Source organism: Microcystis sp. BLCC-F209 (assembly GCF_041928595.1).
Lineage (GTDB): Bacteria > Cyanobacteriota > Cyanobacteriia > Cyanobacteriales > Microcystaceae > Microcystis.
Map to the genome: position 1 here is coordinate 1 of NZ_JBHFLL010000077.1, position 16,495 is coordinate 16,495.

14 protein-coding genes are annotated in these 16,495 nt (G+C 39.8%); 5 read left to right on the plus strand and 9 right to left on the minus strand.

The window, feature by feature from the left end; translation table 11 throughout:
• Positions 1-287: 287 nt before the first annotated feature.
• The 8 genes from ACE1AQ_RS04685 to ACE1AQ_RS04720 all read right to left on the minus strand — a co-directional run bounded on the left by ACE1AQ_RS04685 (position 288) and on the right by ACE1AQ_RS04720 (position 8,638).
• Positions 288-1,487 carry a thioester reductase domain-containing protein gene (locus tag ACE1AQ_RS04685; RefSeq protein WP_008199621.1) on the minus strand — a complete coding sequence of 400 codons (1,200 nt, stop codon included), beginning with the start codon at positions 1,485-1,487 and terminating at the stop codon, positions 288-290.
• A gap of 7 nt (positions 1,488-1,494) precedes the next feature.
• Entirely contained in the window at positions 1,495-2,307 is an 813-nt protein-coding gene (locus tag ACE1AQ_RS04690; RefSeq protein ID WP_008199623.1) for a hypothetical protein, read from the minus strand.
• A gap of 58 nt (positions 2,308-2,365) precedes the next feature.
• The gene (locus ACE1AQ_RS04695; RefSeq protein WP_110546053.1) at positions 2,366-3,169 is read right to left on the minus strand and encodes a hypothetical protein; all 804 of its coding nucleotides are present in this window, start codon (positions 3,167-3,169) and stop codon (positions 2,366-2,368) included.
• A gap of 77 nt (positions 3,170-3,246) precedes the next feature.
• The gene (locus ACE1AQ_RS04700; RefSeq protein ID WP_110546055.1) at positions 3,247-4,068 is read right to left on the minus strand and encodes a hypothetical protein; all 822 of its coding nucleotides are present in this window, start codon (positions 4,066-4,068) and stop codon (positions 3,247-3,249) included.
• A 60-nt stretch (positions 4,069-4,128) separates the two neighbouring features.
• A complete protein-coding gene (locus ACE1AQ_RS04705; RefSeq protein WP_008199629.1) occupies positions 4,129-4,941 on the minus strand; it encodes a hypothetical protein in 813 nt (270 codons plus the stop codon).
• Between the two features lie 100 nt (positions 4,942-5,041).
• Entirely contained in the window at positions 5,042-5,929 is an 888-nt protein-coding gene (locus ACE1AQ_RS04710) for a sulfotransferase domain-containing protein (protein WP_008199631.1), read from the minus strand.
• Positions 5,930-5,940: 11 nt separating this feature from the next.
• Positions 5,941-7,707 carry a thiamine pyrophosphate-binding protein gene (locus tag ACE1AQ_RS04715; protein WP_110546054.1) on the minus strand — a complete coding sequence of 589 codons (1,767 nt, stop codon included), beginning with the start codon at positions 7,705-7,707 and terminating at the stop codon, positions 5,941-5,943.
• Positions 7,708-7,924: 217 nt separating this feature from the next.
• Complete coding sequence (locus tag ACE1AQ_RS04720) at positions 7,925-8,638, minus strand: sulfotransferase family 2 domain-containing protein (RefSeq protein ID WP_008199635.1); 714 nt, start codon at positions 8,636-8,638, stop codon at positions 7,925-7,927.
• A 314-nt stretch (positions 8,639-8,952) separates the two neighbouring features.
• On the opposite strand from ACE1AQ_RS04720, the gene ACE1AQ_RS04725 reads away from it, so the two are divergent.
• From ACE1AQ_RS04725 to ACE1AQ_RS04740, 4 genes are all read left to right on the plus strand, one after another.
• Positions 8,953-9,432 (plus strand): hypothetical protein, encoded by a 480-nt coding sequence (locus ACE1AQ_RS04725; protein WP_008199637.1) that lies wholly within the window; start codon positions 8,953-8,955, stop codon positions 9,430-9,432.
• A gap of 223 nt (positions 9,433-9,655) precedes the next feature.
• Positions 9,656-10,615 (plus strand): HNH endonuclease, encoded by a 960-nt coding sequence (locus ACE1AQ_RS04730; RefSeq protein WP_374807959.1) that lies wholly within the window; start codon positions 9,656-9,658, stop codon positions 10,613-10,615.
• A gap of 23 nt (positions 10,616-10,638) precedes the next feature.
• A complete protein-coding gene (gene dndC / locus ACE1AQ_RS04735) occupies positions 10,639-12,240 on the plus strand; it encodes a DNA phosphorothioation system sulfurtransferase DndC (RefSeq protein ID WP_149989413.1) in 1,602 nt (533 codons plus the stop codon).
• A 63-nt stretch (positions 12,241-12,303) separates the two neighbouring features.
• Entirely contained in the window at positions 12,304-12,996 is a 693-nt protein-coding gene (locus tag ACE1AQ_RS04740) for a M15 family metallopeptidase (protein ID WP_106909798.1), read from the plus strand.
• A gap of 268 nt (positions 12,997-13,264) precedes the next feature.
• Here the strand turns inward: ACE1AQ_RS04740 and ACE1AQ_RS04745 are convergent, their stop codons facing one another.
• The gene (locus tag ACE1AQ_RS04745; protein WP_008199646.1) at positions 13,265-13,669 is read right to left on the minus strand and encodes a response regulator; all 405 of its coding nucleotides are present in this window, start codon (positions 13,667-13,669) and stop codon (positions 13,265-13,267) included.
• Positions 13,670-13,751: 82 nt separating this feature from the next.
• On the opposite strand from ACE1AQ_RS04745, the gene ACE1AQ_RS04750 reads away from it, so the two are divergent.
• Entirely contained in the window at positions 13,752-16,484 is a 2,733-nt protein-coding gene (locus ACE1AQ_RS04750; RefSeq protein ID WP_110545863.1) for a DNA topoisomerase (ATP-hydrolyzing) subunit A, read from the plus strand.
• Positions 16,485-16,495 lie beyond the last annotated feature (11 nt).

A 16,495-nucleotide genomic window follows, 5' to 3' on the forward strand; every position in this document is an offset into this window, starting at 1 on the left:
AAGCGGCAGATCAGAAGATAGTAAAAAGCGGTGTCGCTGAATCAAGACATGAAGACTAAATTGTGCCTCCTATCCACAAGTTACCTTAGTGCTAGGTTTTAAAAATTGCCGAGAGGACAATTGATACTTAAAATCAGCAACCCCCGATAACTTTTCAAACAGGTTCTAAGAATAGATGATCATGAAAACAGTCACAAAAGTAGCTCTTGTTGCCCTACTCTGGATAACAATAATCAATGGACAAGAGTTATTATTGCTCAACCGAAACTACGGCTATAAATTATAATCTAGAACAGGGGGAAATAGCCAACTTTCTGAAAGTAAGAAAAATATAAACTGAGCAATTTTTCATCAATAACGGGACAGGAGATAGATAGCTCTGTTAATTCTATCAATGTTCGAGTTGCGTCAAATTCTAGCTTATCAGGGGAAAATAGTTTTGACAGTTTCAAAAGCAGTAATAAAGATGAGTATAGTGTATTCTTGGGAGACCGGGATAATTGATACTTTAATTCGGCATAAAAATTATCATAATTAACTTTTTCTAAGGAATAGCCTAAAAGTTGAAGAGAATTAAAGAAAGTTTCCCAGGAAATTAGCTGAGAATTAATTAAATGAAATACTTTGCCAGCATGGTTTTTTTGCTGGGATAAACCGACAATTGCCTGACTGACATAATCAACGGGAACGATATCTATTTGTGTGTTTAAAGCGGGGAATTTTTTTAATTGAATACAACCCTTTAGCAAAATACACAGGAAATCTTGGAAATTACCGTTAATCCCCGTTTTACTATTCCCGATAATTCTTGAAGGACGATAAATACAAGCAGGTAATCCTCTTTTTTGTGCGACCATCACTAATTGTTCTGCCACCCATTTACTTTGGCGATAACCTCCTTGAAGATTAACAAAATTAGGGCTATCCATTTCGGTGATTCTGCCAATTTCCTCCTGATTATCACCGAGAAAAACCCCAAGAGTCGAAACAAAATGAACAGGTTTAGTTTGCTCCCTACTAGCTAATCTTAGCACTTCCTGCGTCCCCAACACATTTACCGGTTTTAAGGTGGAGTAGGGACGAGCAGAATTAACCCAAGCTCCATTGTGATAAATAATATCAATTATTGCCGCTAATTCATTAAATGCTAGTTGAGAAAGACCGAATAAAGGTTTACCTAAATCTCCAACAATAGGAATAATACGAGAATTAAAACCATCTTGCCAAAGAGAATAAAACTCTAAGTTTTTTTGAAGACGATTTTTTCCCTCCTCTATATTAGAACAGCGAACTAAACAATAAATATCTGCGCTGGTTTTCTGGAGAAGTTCTTCGAGTAAATAAGCACCAAGAAAACCAGTTGCTCCTGTCAATAAGATAGCTTTTGGCTCTAGTACATTCTTGGAAAGCGATTGCTCAAATTGAATCGAGGAATCCAAATTTACTTCCGCTTTCAGGTCTAATTGTTGAGTCACAGGTTTAGTCATGTGTTTTTTAAATCCCTTCTAGAGCAACCTGATGAATAAGTTCGGCATCGGAGAGATAGGGAAATCTTTGCCAAAAACGAGACCATGTTACTAAATATATCTCTTGTTCTTCTTGAGGAAATCGCTTAAGTTTCTCCTCAAATAGATTTTTATAACGGTCTATTTCTGCTTTTAAATAATGGTGTGCTTCCTCTCCATAGAATTTTTGAAACATCCAGTAGGTATTGTAACTACCTGCTGCCATATCCTTTTTGTAGGAACGAAGATCATCATTAAATTCTAGTAAAACTTCTAGAGGTGACATCAGATCAAAAATTTCACTTCTGTAGGGTTTACCTGAAATCTGAACGAGAGCAGAGTGTAGAATCCTCAAATCAGAAGACCTTAGTTCAGAGGCAAGAAGTAAGTCCTCATAAGTTATTTTTTCAGAAGCAATTAGCTGACCTTCTAATTCAATATATTTACCTAAGTTGTCTGCTTGTGCTAAAATTGCGGAGCCTTCTACACCAAGTTCATGCAACAGAGATTCAATAATTTTTTTTCTGGCATCCCAGGGAGAAACTTGAGTTAATAGTGAGCCATCTTTTTGATTACTCTCTTCTAGTTCTACATCGGTTTCGTAGATCAGATATTCAATAAATGCTAAGAGGGGATAAAATTCAAAAAATTCATCATCATAAATGTTATAAATTGGACAATATATTTTGAAAAACGGCTTTAAAACTGAAGTAGCTTTATAGATACTATAATAGGAAATATAAGGGATTTGACTAACGGTTTTTTTTCTTTCAATCATCCCAGGGGACATTTGCGGGTTCATTTTAGTTTCTCCTTTTTGAATTTTTAAACAAATAAGTTTCCGCAGTCAAATAACAGGTTTAAACCCCTTCTAAAACAGTCTGACGAAGAAGTTCAGCACTAGAGAAATAGGGAAATACATCTTGCCATAAACGAGACCATTTTGCTGAATAAACTTCTTGTTCTTGTTGAGATAATCCTTTGAGGGTTGCCTCAAATAGATTACTGTAACGGTCTATTTCTGCCTTTAAATAATGGTGTGCTTCCTCTCCATACAATTTCTGAAACATCCAGTAGGTGTTATAGTTACTGGCTGCTCTATCCTCTTGATAGGAACGAAAATCATCATGAACTTCTAGCAAAATGTTGATCGGTGACATCAGCTCAAAAACTTCAGTTTTGTAAGGTTTACCTAGTATTGAAATTAAAGTAAAGTAAAGCATATTGATATCGGAAGACTGCAATTCAGAAGCACGAATCACCTCTTGATGAGTTATTGTTTCAGAAGTCACTAACTGACTGCCAAGGTGAAAAAATTCTCCTAAGTTCTCCATAGCATTTAGGATAGTAGGATGTTCTACGTTAAATTCCTTTAAAAAAGATTGAATGATTTTCTTTCTAGCATCCCATGATAAGTTATTCTGTTGATTGCTTCCTAGATCAATATTGACTTCATGGATTAAAGATTCAATCAATGCTAAAACTGGATAACATAAAAGAAACTCATCAAGAGAAACGTCATCAATCATATTATATTGCTTAAAAATAGATTTAAACATAAAAGCAGTTTTGTATAGACTATGATAAGAGATGTAACGGGTTTGACTGCTTGGTTGTTTGCTTTTAAGACGCTCATACAAAATCTCTAAGTCCTGTAGATTCATTTTTGATGCTCCTAATTTTGAATTTTCCAATGAATAGTGATGCAGATTTTAATAATAGCAGGCTATGGGATGGCTAATTATTCATTATTTTCGACCCCTTCCAGAGCTACTTGACGAATAAGTTCAGCACTAGAGAGATAAGAATATCTTTTCCAGAAACGAGACCATTTTTTTGTATATCTTTCTTGTTCTTCTTCAGGAAATAGCTTGAGTTTCTCTTCAAATAGATTTTTATAACGGTCTATTTCTGCTTTTAAATAATGGTGTGCTTCTTCTCCATACAATTTCTGAAACATCCAGTAAGTATTGTAATTACCTGCTGCCACATCCCTTTTATAGGAACAAAAATCATCCTGAAATTCACTCAAGATTTCTGTCGGTGAGAGAATTTCAAAAATTTCCGCTCTGTAGGATTTACCTGACATCTGAACTAGAATAGTGTGGATAATCCTCAAATCAGATGAACGCAATTCGGAAGCACGGATTACATCCTCTAATGTTATTTTTTCAGAAGCTACTAGCTGACTTTCTAATTCAAAATATTCACCTAAGTTATCTATTTGCTCTAAAATTGTAGGGTGTTCTAAATTAAATTCTTTTAAAAAAGATTGAATAATTATCTTTCTATTGTCCCAGGGAGCAAGGTGAGATGATAGATTGCTATTCTTTTGATTGTTTTCTGTTTCTATATCAGTTTCATAGACAGAAGATTCAATAAGTGCTAAGAGTGGAGAAAGTTCCAAAAACTGATCATCAGAAATATTATAAATCGGACAATATAGCCTTAAAGAAACGTGGATTACAGAAATAGCTTTGAATAGACTATGATAGGAAATGTAAGGGATTCGACTAATAGTTTGTTTACTTTTAATCCGCTCAATAGATATCAATGGGATCATTTGGGGTTCTCCTTGTTTTGATTTTTTATACAAATAAATTTCTGCGGTCAAATAACAGGTTTAAACCCCTTCTAAAACAGCTTGACGAAGAAGTTCAGCACTAGAGAAATAGGGAAATACATTTTGCCATAAACGAGACCATTTTGCTGAATAAATTTCTTGTTCTTGTTCAGATAATCCTTTCAGGGTTGCTTCAAATAGCTTACTGTAACGGTCTATTTCTGCTTTTAAATAATGGTGTGCTTCCTCTCCATACAATTTCTGAAACATCCAATAGGTATTATAATTACCGGCTGCCCTATCCTCTTGATAGGAAAGAAAATCATCATGAAATTCTAGCAGAATATGTATGGGTGACATAATCTCAAAAATTTCATCTCTATAAGGTTTACCTGACATAGCAATCAAGGTACAGTGGAGAATTAACTCGTCAGAAGACCGCAATTCAGAGGCACGAATTACATCTTCTAATGTGATATTTTCAGAGGTCAATAGCTTACTTTCCAATTGAATATATTTCCCTAAATTATCCATTTGATTTAAAATACTAGGAGCTTCTAAATCAAATTCTTGCAAAAAAGATCGAATGATAATTTTTTTAGAATCCCACAGAGACGACTGACTTGATGGGCTGCTATCCTTTTGATTGCTTTCCATCTCCGCATCAGTTTCATAGACAAGGTATTCAATAAATGCTAAAAGGGGATAATATTCAAAAAACTCATCTAGTGAAATATGATAAATCGGGCAATAATGCTTGAATATGAATTTGAGACTGGGAGTAGCTTTGTATATACTACGATAGGAAATATAATGATTGCGACTGATGGGGTGTTTGCTTTTAAATCTCTCAAGATTTGCTTGTAAGTCCATTTTTGTGTTTCCTTATTTTAAGTCGTGGAAGGATCGTACCATATCTAGGAAAATAATCACCAATAAACTGGGAATTTATCAGACTAATCCTAGGTATAACTCAAAACATTTCATAACCCGCCTCTTGACATAATGGTTGACAATAGGTGTTTAATTTTTCGATATCTGCCGGCTCTATTGAGTCTTTCCATCCGTCTATTTTCCCCATTCTAAATGTTCTAGCAGAAGGGTTATAAATTTCCCCCAACTGAGAAGCAATAGTTTCACTAAAAGGAATATCCAAATGGTGGCAAATTTTTTCCATCGTCTCCCTTTGTTTTTCCGACTTGCCACCTCCCTGTTCTCCCACCAGATCCTCAAAACGGATAAATAAACAATTTTGCTCTTGAGACCAAGCTAACATAGAACGGAACACTTCAGCAAAATTTCTGATTTCTACTCCCGCTTTTGCCGCATAGCCTCCCACTAAAATAAAATCTAATCTTTGGCTAGGAGACATGGACTTAAAATCCTCTTCTAAAAAGTGTCTTGCCGGCATTTTTCCCGTATCTAAAACAAAGGGAATTGAGGAAGCTATAACAGCACGAGGATCACGAATAATGAAGATATGCTGATAATTTAATTCCTGAAGAATTGGGGTTAACAGAGGTGTCCAAGGAATATGACCTAAAATGTATTGCTTTTCGGCAATCAGAGTTAACCAATGTCGAACAATCGCCAAATCTACATAGTAGGGAGTTAAAGCCCCTATGCTAATCTGTTTTTGGCTAAATTGGGTTTGATGCTCGATTCTTTTTTTAACTTCTCGATAGTTAAAAAATAGAGGCACTTCTTGAACTTCTCGATCCTCAAAATGTTCTTTATAGCCCAGAATTTCAACGGACTTAGCCAACAAATGAGTGCCACTTTTAGGCAAAGAATTAATTAGTAATCGCTTGGCTGCTAACTCGGTATAGGACATCGCTTTTGAGTTAAAAGTATTGATCATTGTTCGTGGCTTTAAAACATTCCTATGGGGGGAACATATTCCGAATCAATTCGCACATCTAAGACGGTAGGTTTGCCATCCCGATAAATTGCCTCATAATCTAATTCATGCAAGTCTTGACTATTACGAATAATATAACCATTCGCTCCCATTCCCCGAGCAATTTGACTAAAATCTACTGATGGTAAAGCAAACTCTAGGGGTTCTACTCCCGTTTGAAGATGTCGGTGTTTAACCATACCAAAAGATTGATCATTAAGAATGATAAAAATAATCGGTAATTTTTCAGCAACAGCAACAGCAAGTTCGTTACCGTGCATTAGAAAACATCCATCACCTGTAAGACAAACCACTGGGGTATTTTTTGCCCCCATAGCTGTTCCAATCGCACTGCCAATTCCCCAACCCATGGGAGCAGTTGCCACAGCTAAACGGAAATTTTCCGGACGGGGTGGGAAGAAATAGTGAATTGTCCAAGCTAACCAATTACCCACATCGACTAAATAGCGGGTTTCCGGGGGAAAATGTTGTAGGAGTTCACCGATTAATTGCTGGGGTTTAACAGGGGAATTATCCTCTGAAAGTCGATAGCTATCCGGTTCTTTAACGGTAATGTGAGCGGGTTGATAAGGCTGGTAAAATTCAGGGGATAAGCTCGCTGATAACTCCGGTTTTAATTGTCCCCTTTGCCGAGTTTTCTGTAATCTTTTTAGTAATTCTGCCAAGGTAGTTTTGATTGTACCTTGAATGTGTAAACTGGCCATCGGAGAACTTTTAAAATAGTCCCTTGCGTGATGAATATGAACTATTTTTTTAGTTAACAATTTCTGATCCCAAGCCGAGGTTTCCCATTGGCCTAAGTTCATCCCAGCCGCTAAAATTAAAGCAACAGAATCATCGGTTAAAGCTTGACGGGCCGTTTGATGTCCGGCGAAACCAAAGACCCCTTTTACTAAAGGATGATAAGGATTAACACAGGTTTTACCACCTTGAGTTGTGACAATAGAAGCGTTAATTAATTCGGCTAATGCCATAATTTCCGAGGTGGCTTCCGTACAATCTTGACCAACCCAGATGGCGATGGTTTGACCTTGGTCTAAGATATTGTTTATGGTACTATCAAGCTCATCTAAGGCTTTTAAATCAACTAATGCAGCAGCTTGAGTCGCTACCTGGGGATAAGCAAGGGATGAGGGAGACTCAACCCGGAAAATATTCACAGGAATACTAAGATGAGCCGGTCCAAAAGGTGAATGTAAAACTGTTGTTAATGCCGCTGCCAATTTTCTTTCTAATTGATTAGGGTGGGTGACGAGGGTATTATAACGGGTACAGTGCTTAAACATGGCCACTGTATCAATGGTATCAGGCGATGATTCTTGAAAGGCACTCCAGCTAAAATTAGGTAGGGCAGTTTGTGCGGTGATAACAAGTAAAGGTATCCCTTCGGCATAAGCTGAGGCTAATCCTGTAATGAAATTGGTGCTACCCGGTCCAGTTGTGCCGCAGCAAACCCCGATTTTTCCCGTTTCACGAGCATAACCATCAGCCATAAAAGCGGCACCGGTTTCGTGACAAGTCAAAACGGCACGAACCCCCCCGCGTCTTTCACTGCGTGCTAAGGCTTCGTAGAAGGCACTATTATGTCCTCCCGGGATGCCGAAAACGTATTCTACCCCTAATTGCTCTAAATAATCGACAATTAGGTCACTCATATTTCTTGGCTGGATTTGTTCTGGCTCTGTCAAGGTAATGGGAGAAGAGGCTTGTGAAATCATTAGATTTTGTCTTGTTAATGGACTATTGTTAGAATATCTCACATAAGTAGCTAGGTGGAATTAAATTAAAAATGGATTTTAGGTTCTATCCCCCCTTGCCCCCTTAATAAGGGGGCTGCCGATAGGCGGGGGGATCAGATTAATTAGAACCACTCACATAGACGCTGGTTTTGAAACCCTAGGCAGAAAATTGGTTTAGCTAAATTTTTGTAAACTCTCAATAACCCCCGGCAGCTGTGAGGAAAAATTTTTCCGCTGCAATTTGGGATTGATAACTATCAAATGTGTAGCCAAATAAGGCGATGTCATCCTGAAAGTGTTTTTCTACTAATTTTCTGGTTCTGTTGTTGTAATATTCTCGATAATCACGATGTTTTGACTTGTTTAAACAGGGCAGAGAAGCTTTAATATTTAGCCTTTGACAGACCAGATCAAAATCAGCTTCTAAAGTTTCATATCTACCAACAAAGTCAACTATTATTTTGCCTTCTAAGTCAGTAATAAGGTCTTTTTGTAGTTTAGTTGCTCCTTTGGGAAAGGGATTTTTGGTACTAATAACCCATTCCAAGTATTCTTCAAAACCGTCCAGAGATTTAACCAATTCATGTCTAACATGATCTTTCTCCTTAAGAATAAAATGATAATAGGATACCTGCCAATCCCAAGGATTTCTGACAAAAGAAAATTTATAAAAATTATTATATACTTCCTCTGACAGTTCTTTTTGCATATCTCTGGCTTTAGCGTGCCAAAGAGAGGATTCCCACATTTCATACAGGGGATTGATTTGCTCTCCTAACATTCTGGGAGGGCGATTAATTTTGAATTTTTCAGGTTGTTGTGCATAAGGTTCTAAGACTGCTTTAACGCTTGTCCCCGCAGCTTTTGTGACATGAAAAAAAATGAACTGATGACTGTAGGATATTAACATTAATCTTGCGGTGTGATAACAATAGCTCTGCCCGAGACCGGTAAGCGTATCAATTTTAGTATAAATTGAACTTGACAAAAGAGACAGTATCTAAACTGTCAGCTTGTCCATTCTGGCTGCCCTCTGGGAGATGCTCTAGGGGTTAACCCGAAAATGCACAGAAATTGCTATTTCCTTAAGAACTGAGGATTTTCTACAAGTTGTGTGAACAGTAAGACTGATGTAGAATGCTGCCAGGCATCTGAATCCCCGAACTTTATATGACTGAAATCCCTAGCAACCAATCCAACTTAGTGATTTTAGGAGTCTCATCAATGACGGAAACTACCGCACCCGTCATTCCCCAGGATTTTCTCGGCATTAATCCCGCAGAAATCAACAAAAAACTTGTGTCTTGGGGAATTTCTCTGGATGAAGTCCTTCAAAAACTTGCCTCTCTTGGACTCCCCGGCATTATTTTCATTATTGCTGTTGCCGCATCCACTAGCACTACCTATCCCATGATTTACGCACTTTTGGGGTTAGGCGGTCCGCTGGGGGTAATTGGCGGACTTGGGGTCTTAGGTGTCTCTACTATTATTGGTGACATGGTTACGGGTTATGGCATTGAGGCAGTGCTGAAAGCGGTATATCTCAAACGTCGTGAAACAGAAACTCAAGAATATCTCATCAATGAGGTGAAAGGTTTGCCAATTTCTTCAGTTCTAAAACTTAACCTGAAAAAGGCTATTGAAGTAGAAATTTTCACCCAAGAACCCCTTGCTACCAAAAAAGTCGAAATTGTTGAAGAGTAGTTTTGACTTGACTAAGCACTTTCTCCCCCCGCTCCCCCGCTGCCATGCCAATTGGCTTTTTCTTAGTACATATATTCTGTAGTATGCGATCACTCGTCAGCTGCGCTCGATCGATGTTATTATGACGATCTCTCTAGGCTTTCTATATTTTTTCCTCTCGGTGGGATGTTTTTCTGTATGCTGGTAATGGTTTCCTTTTTTTATCCGCATATCTCCCCCCCCTATGGTCGATAGTCTTCCCCTACGCAATTTAAAATATTATTGTGACTTATTTTCTAAAATTAAAGTCAATAAGTCTAAGCAAAGTGGTGAAGCACCTTATAAGCCTATCTTATTATTATCAGTAATTGAGTTAATTAGTGATTCTCAAATTCAAGACAATAAAATATATATTTCTGATGACTTAATCGATACTTTTGATAAGTATTGGAAGCGTTTAAACCCAGATACTTTTAAAGGTGGGTTAGCTTTACCATTCTTTCATCTAAAAAATGACGGATTTTGGAAGCTAAAGTTTAGTGATATTTATAGTGGTGGCCGTCCTCAAACTATTCCTAAAATTAGAGCAGATGTAGATTATGCGATTTTAGATCAGGAATTGTATAAACTTTTACAGGAACCGGAAGCTAGACGACAGCTAATTGATACTCTAATAGAAGCTTGGTTTTATTCTAGTCAAAAGCAATTAGAAGATATTTTAGAAATTAATCAAGTCTTACAACAAGATGATGACACTGAACTAGATCGTAGCGTTTTAGCTACAGGAGAAACACAGACAAAATATTATTTCAGAAAGTCTATAGTTAGAGATGCGTTATTTCGTAAATCAGTCGTCCATTTATACGATTATCAATGCTCTTTTTGCGGTCTTAAAGTAAACCACTCCTTGACACAAAGTATTGTCGATGGCGCACATATCAAACCTTTTGCCAGATTCTATGATAACCAGATAAACAATGGTTTATCTCTTTGTAAAAATCATCATTGGGCATTCGATCAAGGACTATTTACTATTGACGATCAATACAAAATTATGATTAGTAAAGACTTTCAAGAAATTTCTCCTAATGCTAAAGCAATTAAAGACTTTCATGGTATGAATATTTTATTACCCACTCTAGAAGACCACTATCCGAAACCTGAAGCTATCCAATGGCATCGTCAGAATATTTTTAGAAATTAGTTTATCTTTTTGTTGATAACATTATGCTTGAAAAAACAACTTCTATTTTTCCTAATCGTGCTATAGAGGAGTTCGTAGAAGATATCAAAAGTATTACTCAAGAAATACAAGAGTTATATTGTCTAGACAGTATTCCTTGGATCATAGGTGTATCTTGGGGAAAAGATAGCACAGCAGTTTTACAATTGGTTTGGAATGCGATCGCTAGTTTGCCAGAAGAAAAAAGACAAAAAAAAGTTTACGTCATAACGACAGATACTTTGGTAGAAAATCCGATAGTCACTGCATGGGTAAATAAATCAATTAGTCAACTGAGAACTGCGGCAGAACAACAAAAAATGCCAATAGAAGCTCATATATTACATCCAGAAGTTTTAGCAAGGTATTGGGTTTGTTTGATTGGCAAAGGATATCCAGCACCGAGAATAAGATTTAGATGGTGTACTGAACGACTAAAAATTAATCCAGCTAATCAATTCATTCGACAAGTAGTTCGTGAAAGTGGAGAAGTTATTTTAGTGTTAGGAATGCGTAAAGCTGAGAGCCAAAAGAGAGCCAATGTCATGGCGAAACACGAAAAAGGTAGATTGAGAGATCGTCTGAGTCCTCGACCAAGTTTGATTAATTCTCTTGTCTATACTCCTATTGAGGACTGGCGCAACGATGAAGTATGGATGTACTTAATGCAGTGGGAAAATCCCTGGGGAGGAGACAACAAAGAATTATTAGCAATGTATCGAGGAGCGACTGCGGATAATGAATGTCCCCTAGTGGTAGATACCTCCACTCCTAGCTGTGGAGATTCGCGATTAGGTTGTTGGGTGTGTACATTGGTAAATAAAGATAAATCCATGGAGGCAATGATACAGAATGACCAAGAAAAAGAATGGTTACAACCACTTTTAGACCTTCGCAACGAATTAGATATAGAAGATGACCGACCAAAACGGGATTTTCGCCGTATCTTTGGGAAAGTACAATTATTTGAAAGAAACCTAAATGGAGAAATATCGATCGAACCCATACCGGGACCTTATACTAAACAATGGCGGGAATATTGGCTGAGAAGGGTATTAGAAGCCCAGGAGAGCGTGCGTACTAATGCGCCAGAGGAGATGAAAGATATTACCCTAATTACCACGGAGGAACTCAGCGAAATTCGCCGGATTTGGAGGGAAGAAAAGCACGAATTTGATGACCAATTACCGAAGATTTATAAACAAGTGACTGGAGAAACTTTTCGAGACCCGCGACCGGGAGCGGATAATAATCTTTTGGGGAGTGAAGAATGGGATATCCTCGCGGATATCTGTGCCGAGGATTCCATGCACCTAGAATTATTGGCTAAACTTATAGATACAGAACGTCAATATTTTCTCAAAATCTCTCGCAAGGGTATTTACAAAGACCTAGAAAAATGCTTTGAGTCTAGTTCTCGTAGTAAAGAGGAAGCGATCGAAAATGCTCGTTATGTCTATGATCTAAAGAATGCCGCTCAAAGTGGTAATATTGCCCAGGTGAAAGAACAACTCAAAGAGAGTTTTAGTGAACCGGAAAAAGACCCGCAAAAACAGTTAACTTGGGCCAGTATGAAATTCCCTACAACCGATGAGGAGGAGGAATAACAGGTTTATGTAAACTGGCGATCGAGTTGACCATCAATAAAATTACTGTTTCTCGACGACGCGATGAAACCCTACCAAAAAATTCCTATTCGTGAATGTGGGGAACCCCTAGTACCGATACCCGCAGATAAATTTGTTATCCCTTCTCCCCACGCTTACGAGAAATTGGGGGCTAATTATCGGGGTAAATCTCCCTATTTTTTGCGACAAGGGGTGTTAAATGCCCTGATTGACGCTCAAAACCGTCTGCAAGTCTATCAACCCGGTTGGCAAATTTTGATTTTTGATGCCTATCGACCCGTGGAAGTGCAACAATTTATGGTCGATTATAGTTTTCAGACTCTCCTAGACACAAGAGGATTAGCCAAAGAGAAACTATCGGAGGCAGAAAGTCAAGCGATTTTAACAGAAGTTTACACTATTTGGGCGGTTCCCAGCGATAATGCCGCCACTCCGCCTCCCCATAGTACCGGAGCGGCGATCGATATTACCCTAGTGGACGAGAAGGGACAAGCCATCGACATGGGGGGAGAAATCGATGAGATCAGTGAGCGATCGCATCCCGATCATTATATCGCCGCAAAAAGCCCGCGAGAACAGAGTTATCATCAAAAACGAGTTTTATTGGCTAAAGTGATGGAGGAGGCGGGATTTAGCCGACATAAGGGGGAATGGTGGCATTTTTCCCTAGGGGATCAGATGTGGGCCTGGTCGCTCGATCAACCCTACGCCATCTATGGCAGAGTGGAGGATTAAGTAGGGTTTGCGGCAAAAAGTTTCTTGTGGGGACAGGGTGTGGCCCCCAACCCCCCCCGACATCGGGGGGTGTGGGTTTTGACCGATTCTCATCTGCTCAATTACCTAATTTTCAGGGGAAAAGTCCCTGAATTTTCCCCCCAATCACTCCCGTCGCCGGTACTTTTTGATTGACAAAAGGTCTAAAAGTCTTACCCAACAAGGTTTTGAGATTTATTCAGCAAGCCCTAGATAAATACTGATATACTAACAAAACAAGACTCAAAGCTTACACCGGCTTCCGCTCGATGATCGCCAAAATTTGATTAACAAAAGCTTGGTGATCAACCACTGGTTTAGAAATATAACCATCGGCCCCACTCTGCTTAAGAAAATTCTCTCGATCGCCCTCCATAGCGTGAGCGGTGACGATAATAACGGGTAAATCGGCGGTTTCGGGGTTAGCTTTGAGAATTTGGCTGATTTTAATGCCATCTACCGCTTTCCCTTCATAGACACTATGGGAGAGGGAGACATCCATTAAGATCACGTCCGCTTCCTTATCCCGAGCAATACGAAGCACTTCTTCCACATCTTCGGTCCCTTTGACCTCTAGACCACCTCGTTTGGTCAAAATTTTGGCAAAAACGCGAAAATTTATCGGGTCGTCTTCTACAATCAAAACAGTCGTCATAGGGATGCTCAGGGATAAACAAGGTTAAAAAGGGCAAAATGCCTTATGATTCACAGCTAGACAGATTAAAAACGAGAGACTCATGGCCAAACAACTGGATTTCTTAGCTAGTGGTCAAATTATACCCACGGCTTTACACCAAGAGATGGAACGCTCCTATCTAGAATATGCCATGAGTGTGATCGTGGGGCGAGCCTTGCCGGATGTACGCGATGGCTTAAAACCAGTACACCGTCGCATATTATACGCTATGCACGAACTGGGTTTAACTCCCGATCGCCCTTTTCGCAAATGTGCGCGGGTGGTGGGGGATGTGTTGGGTAAATATCATCCCCACGGTGATCAGTCAGTGTACGAGGCACTGGTTCGTATGGTACAGGATTTTTCCAGTCGTTACCCACTTTTATCGGGCCATGGTAACTTTGGTTCGATCGATAACGACCCCCCGGCGGCCATGCGTTATACAGAAACCCGTTTGGCCGGCATCGGTGATCAGGCGGTTTTAGGGGGAATTAGCGATGCTATCGTTAATTTTAGCAGTAATTTTGATAATTCTCAACAGGAACCCGTTGTTTTACCCGCTCAGTTACCGATACTGATTCTTAATGGTTGTTCGGGTATTGCGGTAGGAATGGCGACTAATATTCCTCCCCATAATTTAGGGGAAGTGGTGGAAGGTTTAATCGCTTTGATTGATAATCCCGATTTAAGCGAGGAAAAGTTAGTAGAAATTATCCCCGGGCCCGATTTTCCCACGGGAGGCGAGATTTTAGATGATACCGGCATTCGCGAGGCCTATCGCACTGGTAGGGGGATTATTCCCGTGCGCGGAGTGGCGAAAACTGAAACAATTATCATTGAGGGCAAGCGCCGAAGGGAAAGGACGGCAATTGTGGTTACTGAGTTGCCTTTTCAGGTGAATAAGGCGGCATGGATTGAAAAAATCGCCGAATTAGTTAATTTAGGGAAATTGGAGGGAATTGCCGATATCCGCGATGAAAGCAATCGCGAAGGCATTCGGGTGGTGATTGAATTAAAGCGGGAAAGTCAACCGCAGCAGGTTTTGGCGGCTTTATACCAACAAACGGCGCTGCAGACTAATTTTGGGGCGATTATCCTGGCTTTGGTTGATAATCAACCGAGGCAGTTGTCTTTAAAACAAGTTTTACAGGAATTCTTGCGCTTTCGAGAAACAACTCTCACCCGTCAGTATGGCGATGAGTTGCAACAGGCCAGCGATCGCTTACACCTAGTGGAGGGTTTATTATTAGCTTTGCAGAATATCGATCGAGTGGTGGATATTCTCAAAAATGCTCCCGATGGGACGACGGCTAAGTATCGTTTTCAGGCAGAATTGGGCATTAGTGACGCTCAAGCTGATTCTATCTTGGCTATGCCTCTGCGTCGTTTAACTGGTTTGGAAAGACAAAAGTTAGAGACGGAAGCGACGGAATTACAAACAAAAATTCAACAGTTGGAAACCCTCCTCCATAACCGTCAGGAGTTTCTCAAGTCTCTGAAAAAAGAATTGCGCTCTTTAAAGAAAAAATTCGCCGATAGCAGACGGACAAAAATTCGCACCGGCAAGTCGGGGGACAAGAGACAGGAGACAGGAGACAGGAGACAGGAGACAGGAGACAGGAGACAGGAGACAGCAGGGAAGAAATTGGATTCTGCTGTTAAAAAACAGGAGACAGGAGACAGGAGACAGGAGACAGGAGACAGGAGACAGGAGACAGCAGGGAAGAAACAGGATTCTGTGGTTAAAAAACAGGAGACGGGAGACAGGAGACAGGAGACAGAAGGGAAGAAACAGGATTCTGTGGTTAAAAAACAGGAGAATAAAGTTAAGAAAAAGTCTGAGAGTGAGAATGCACCGAGTTTAAGCCTATTTACGCCCCAAGAACCCCCAGAAAATGCGATTTTATTGCTTGATGCCGAAGATAAAATTGGTTGGACGACGCCGGAAGAGCGAGCGCCGGACCGGGGTTTAATTATCTATCAACAGGCGATCGAAAAACGGGAAAATTTCCTAGTTATCCTCGATAATGCCAAAGCTTACCCGATTGCTATCCGGGAAGTTCCCCCGCAAGCGAATCAACCGGTTTTAATCTCCAGTCTGCTGACCAAAACCGCCCAAAAAGAGTCAGAAGCCGTGTTAAATCAATTTTTCTTGGCAGAACCTCAAAAAAATCAAGAATTGCTTTTACTGAGTCAACAGGGGCGAATAAAGCGGCTTCCCATCGATGAATTAGAGGGGCTTGGTAGTCGGGGTTTGTCCCTCATGAAATTGAAAGAAGACGATCGCCTATATGCTGCTATTTTTACTCACGAGGGCCTGGACTTAGCGATCGCCACCAGTAGCGGTCGGGTGTTGCGTTATCCCGTGCGCGAGGAATTATTGCCAATGATGAGTAAATCTGCCCAGGGTTTAGCAATTTTGCGATTGCGTTACGGAGAACATCTAGCTGGCTGTGTTTCTCTCCCCCATCGGGAAAATCTGCTGCTGATTTCGGGATTAGGCTACGGGAAAAGACTGGCGATCGATAATTTACGACTATCACAATTAGGCGATCTTGGTTCACCCGCTTTACAATTCGTCAACAAACAGGATAGTTTAGCGGCCATGGTAGCGGCGCGGGCGGGGGGTATAGTGTTATTAAGTACCGATCAGAAGCGAAAACTATCCTTAGAGGTAGAAACTGTAACAGTTACGGGTAAAGACGGGACAGGTTCACAATTAGTAAAACTCAACCCTGGAGAAAAAATTATCAAAGCACAATTGTTAAGTAGTCGTGCAAAATTAATTTCCTAGTGAAGATAGGC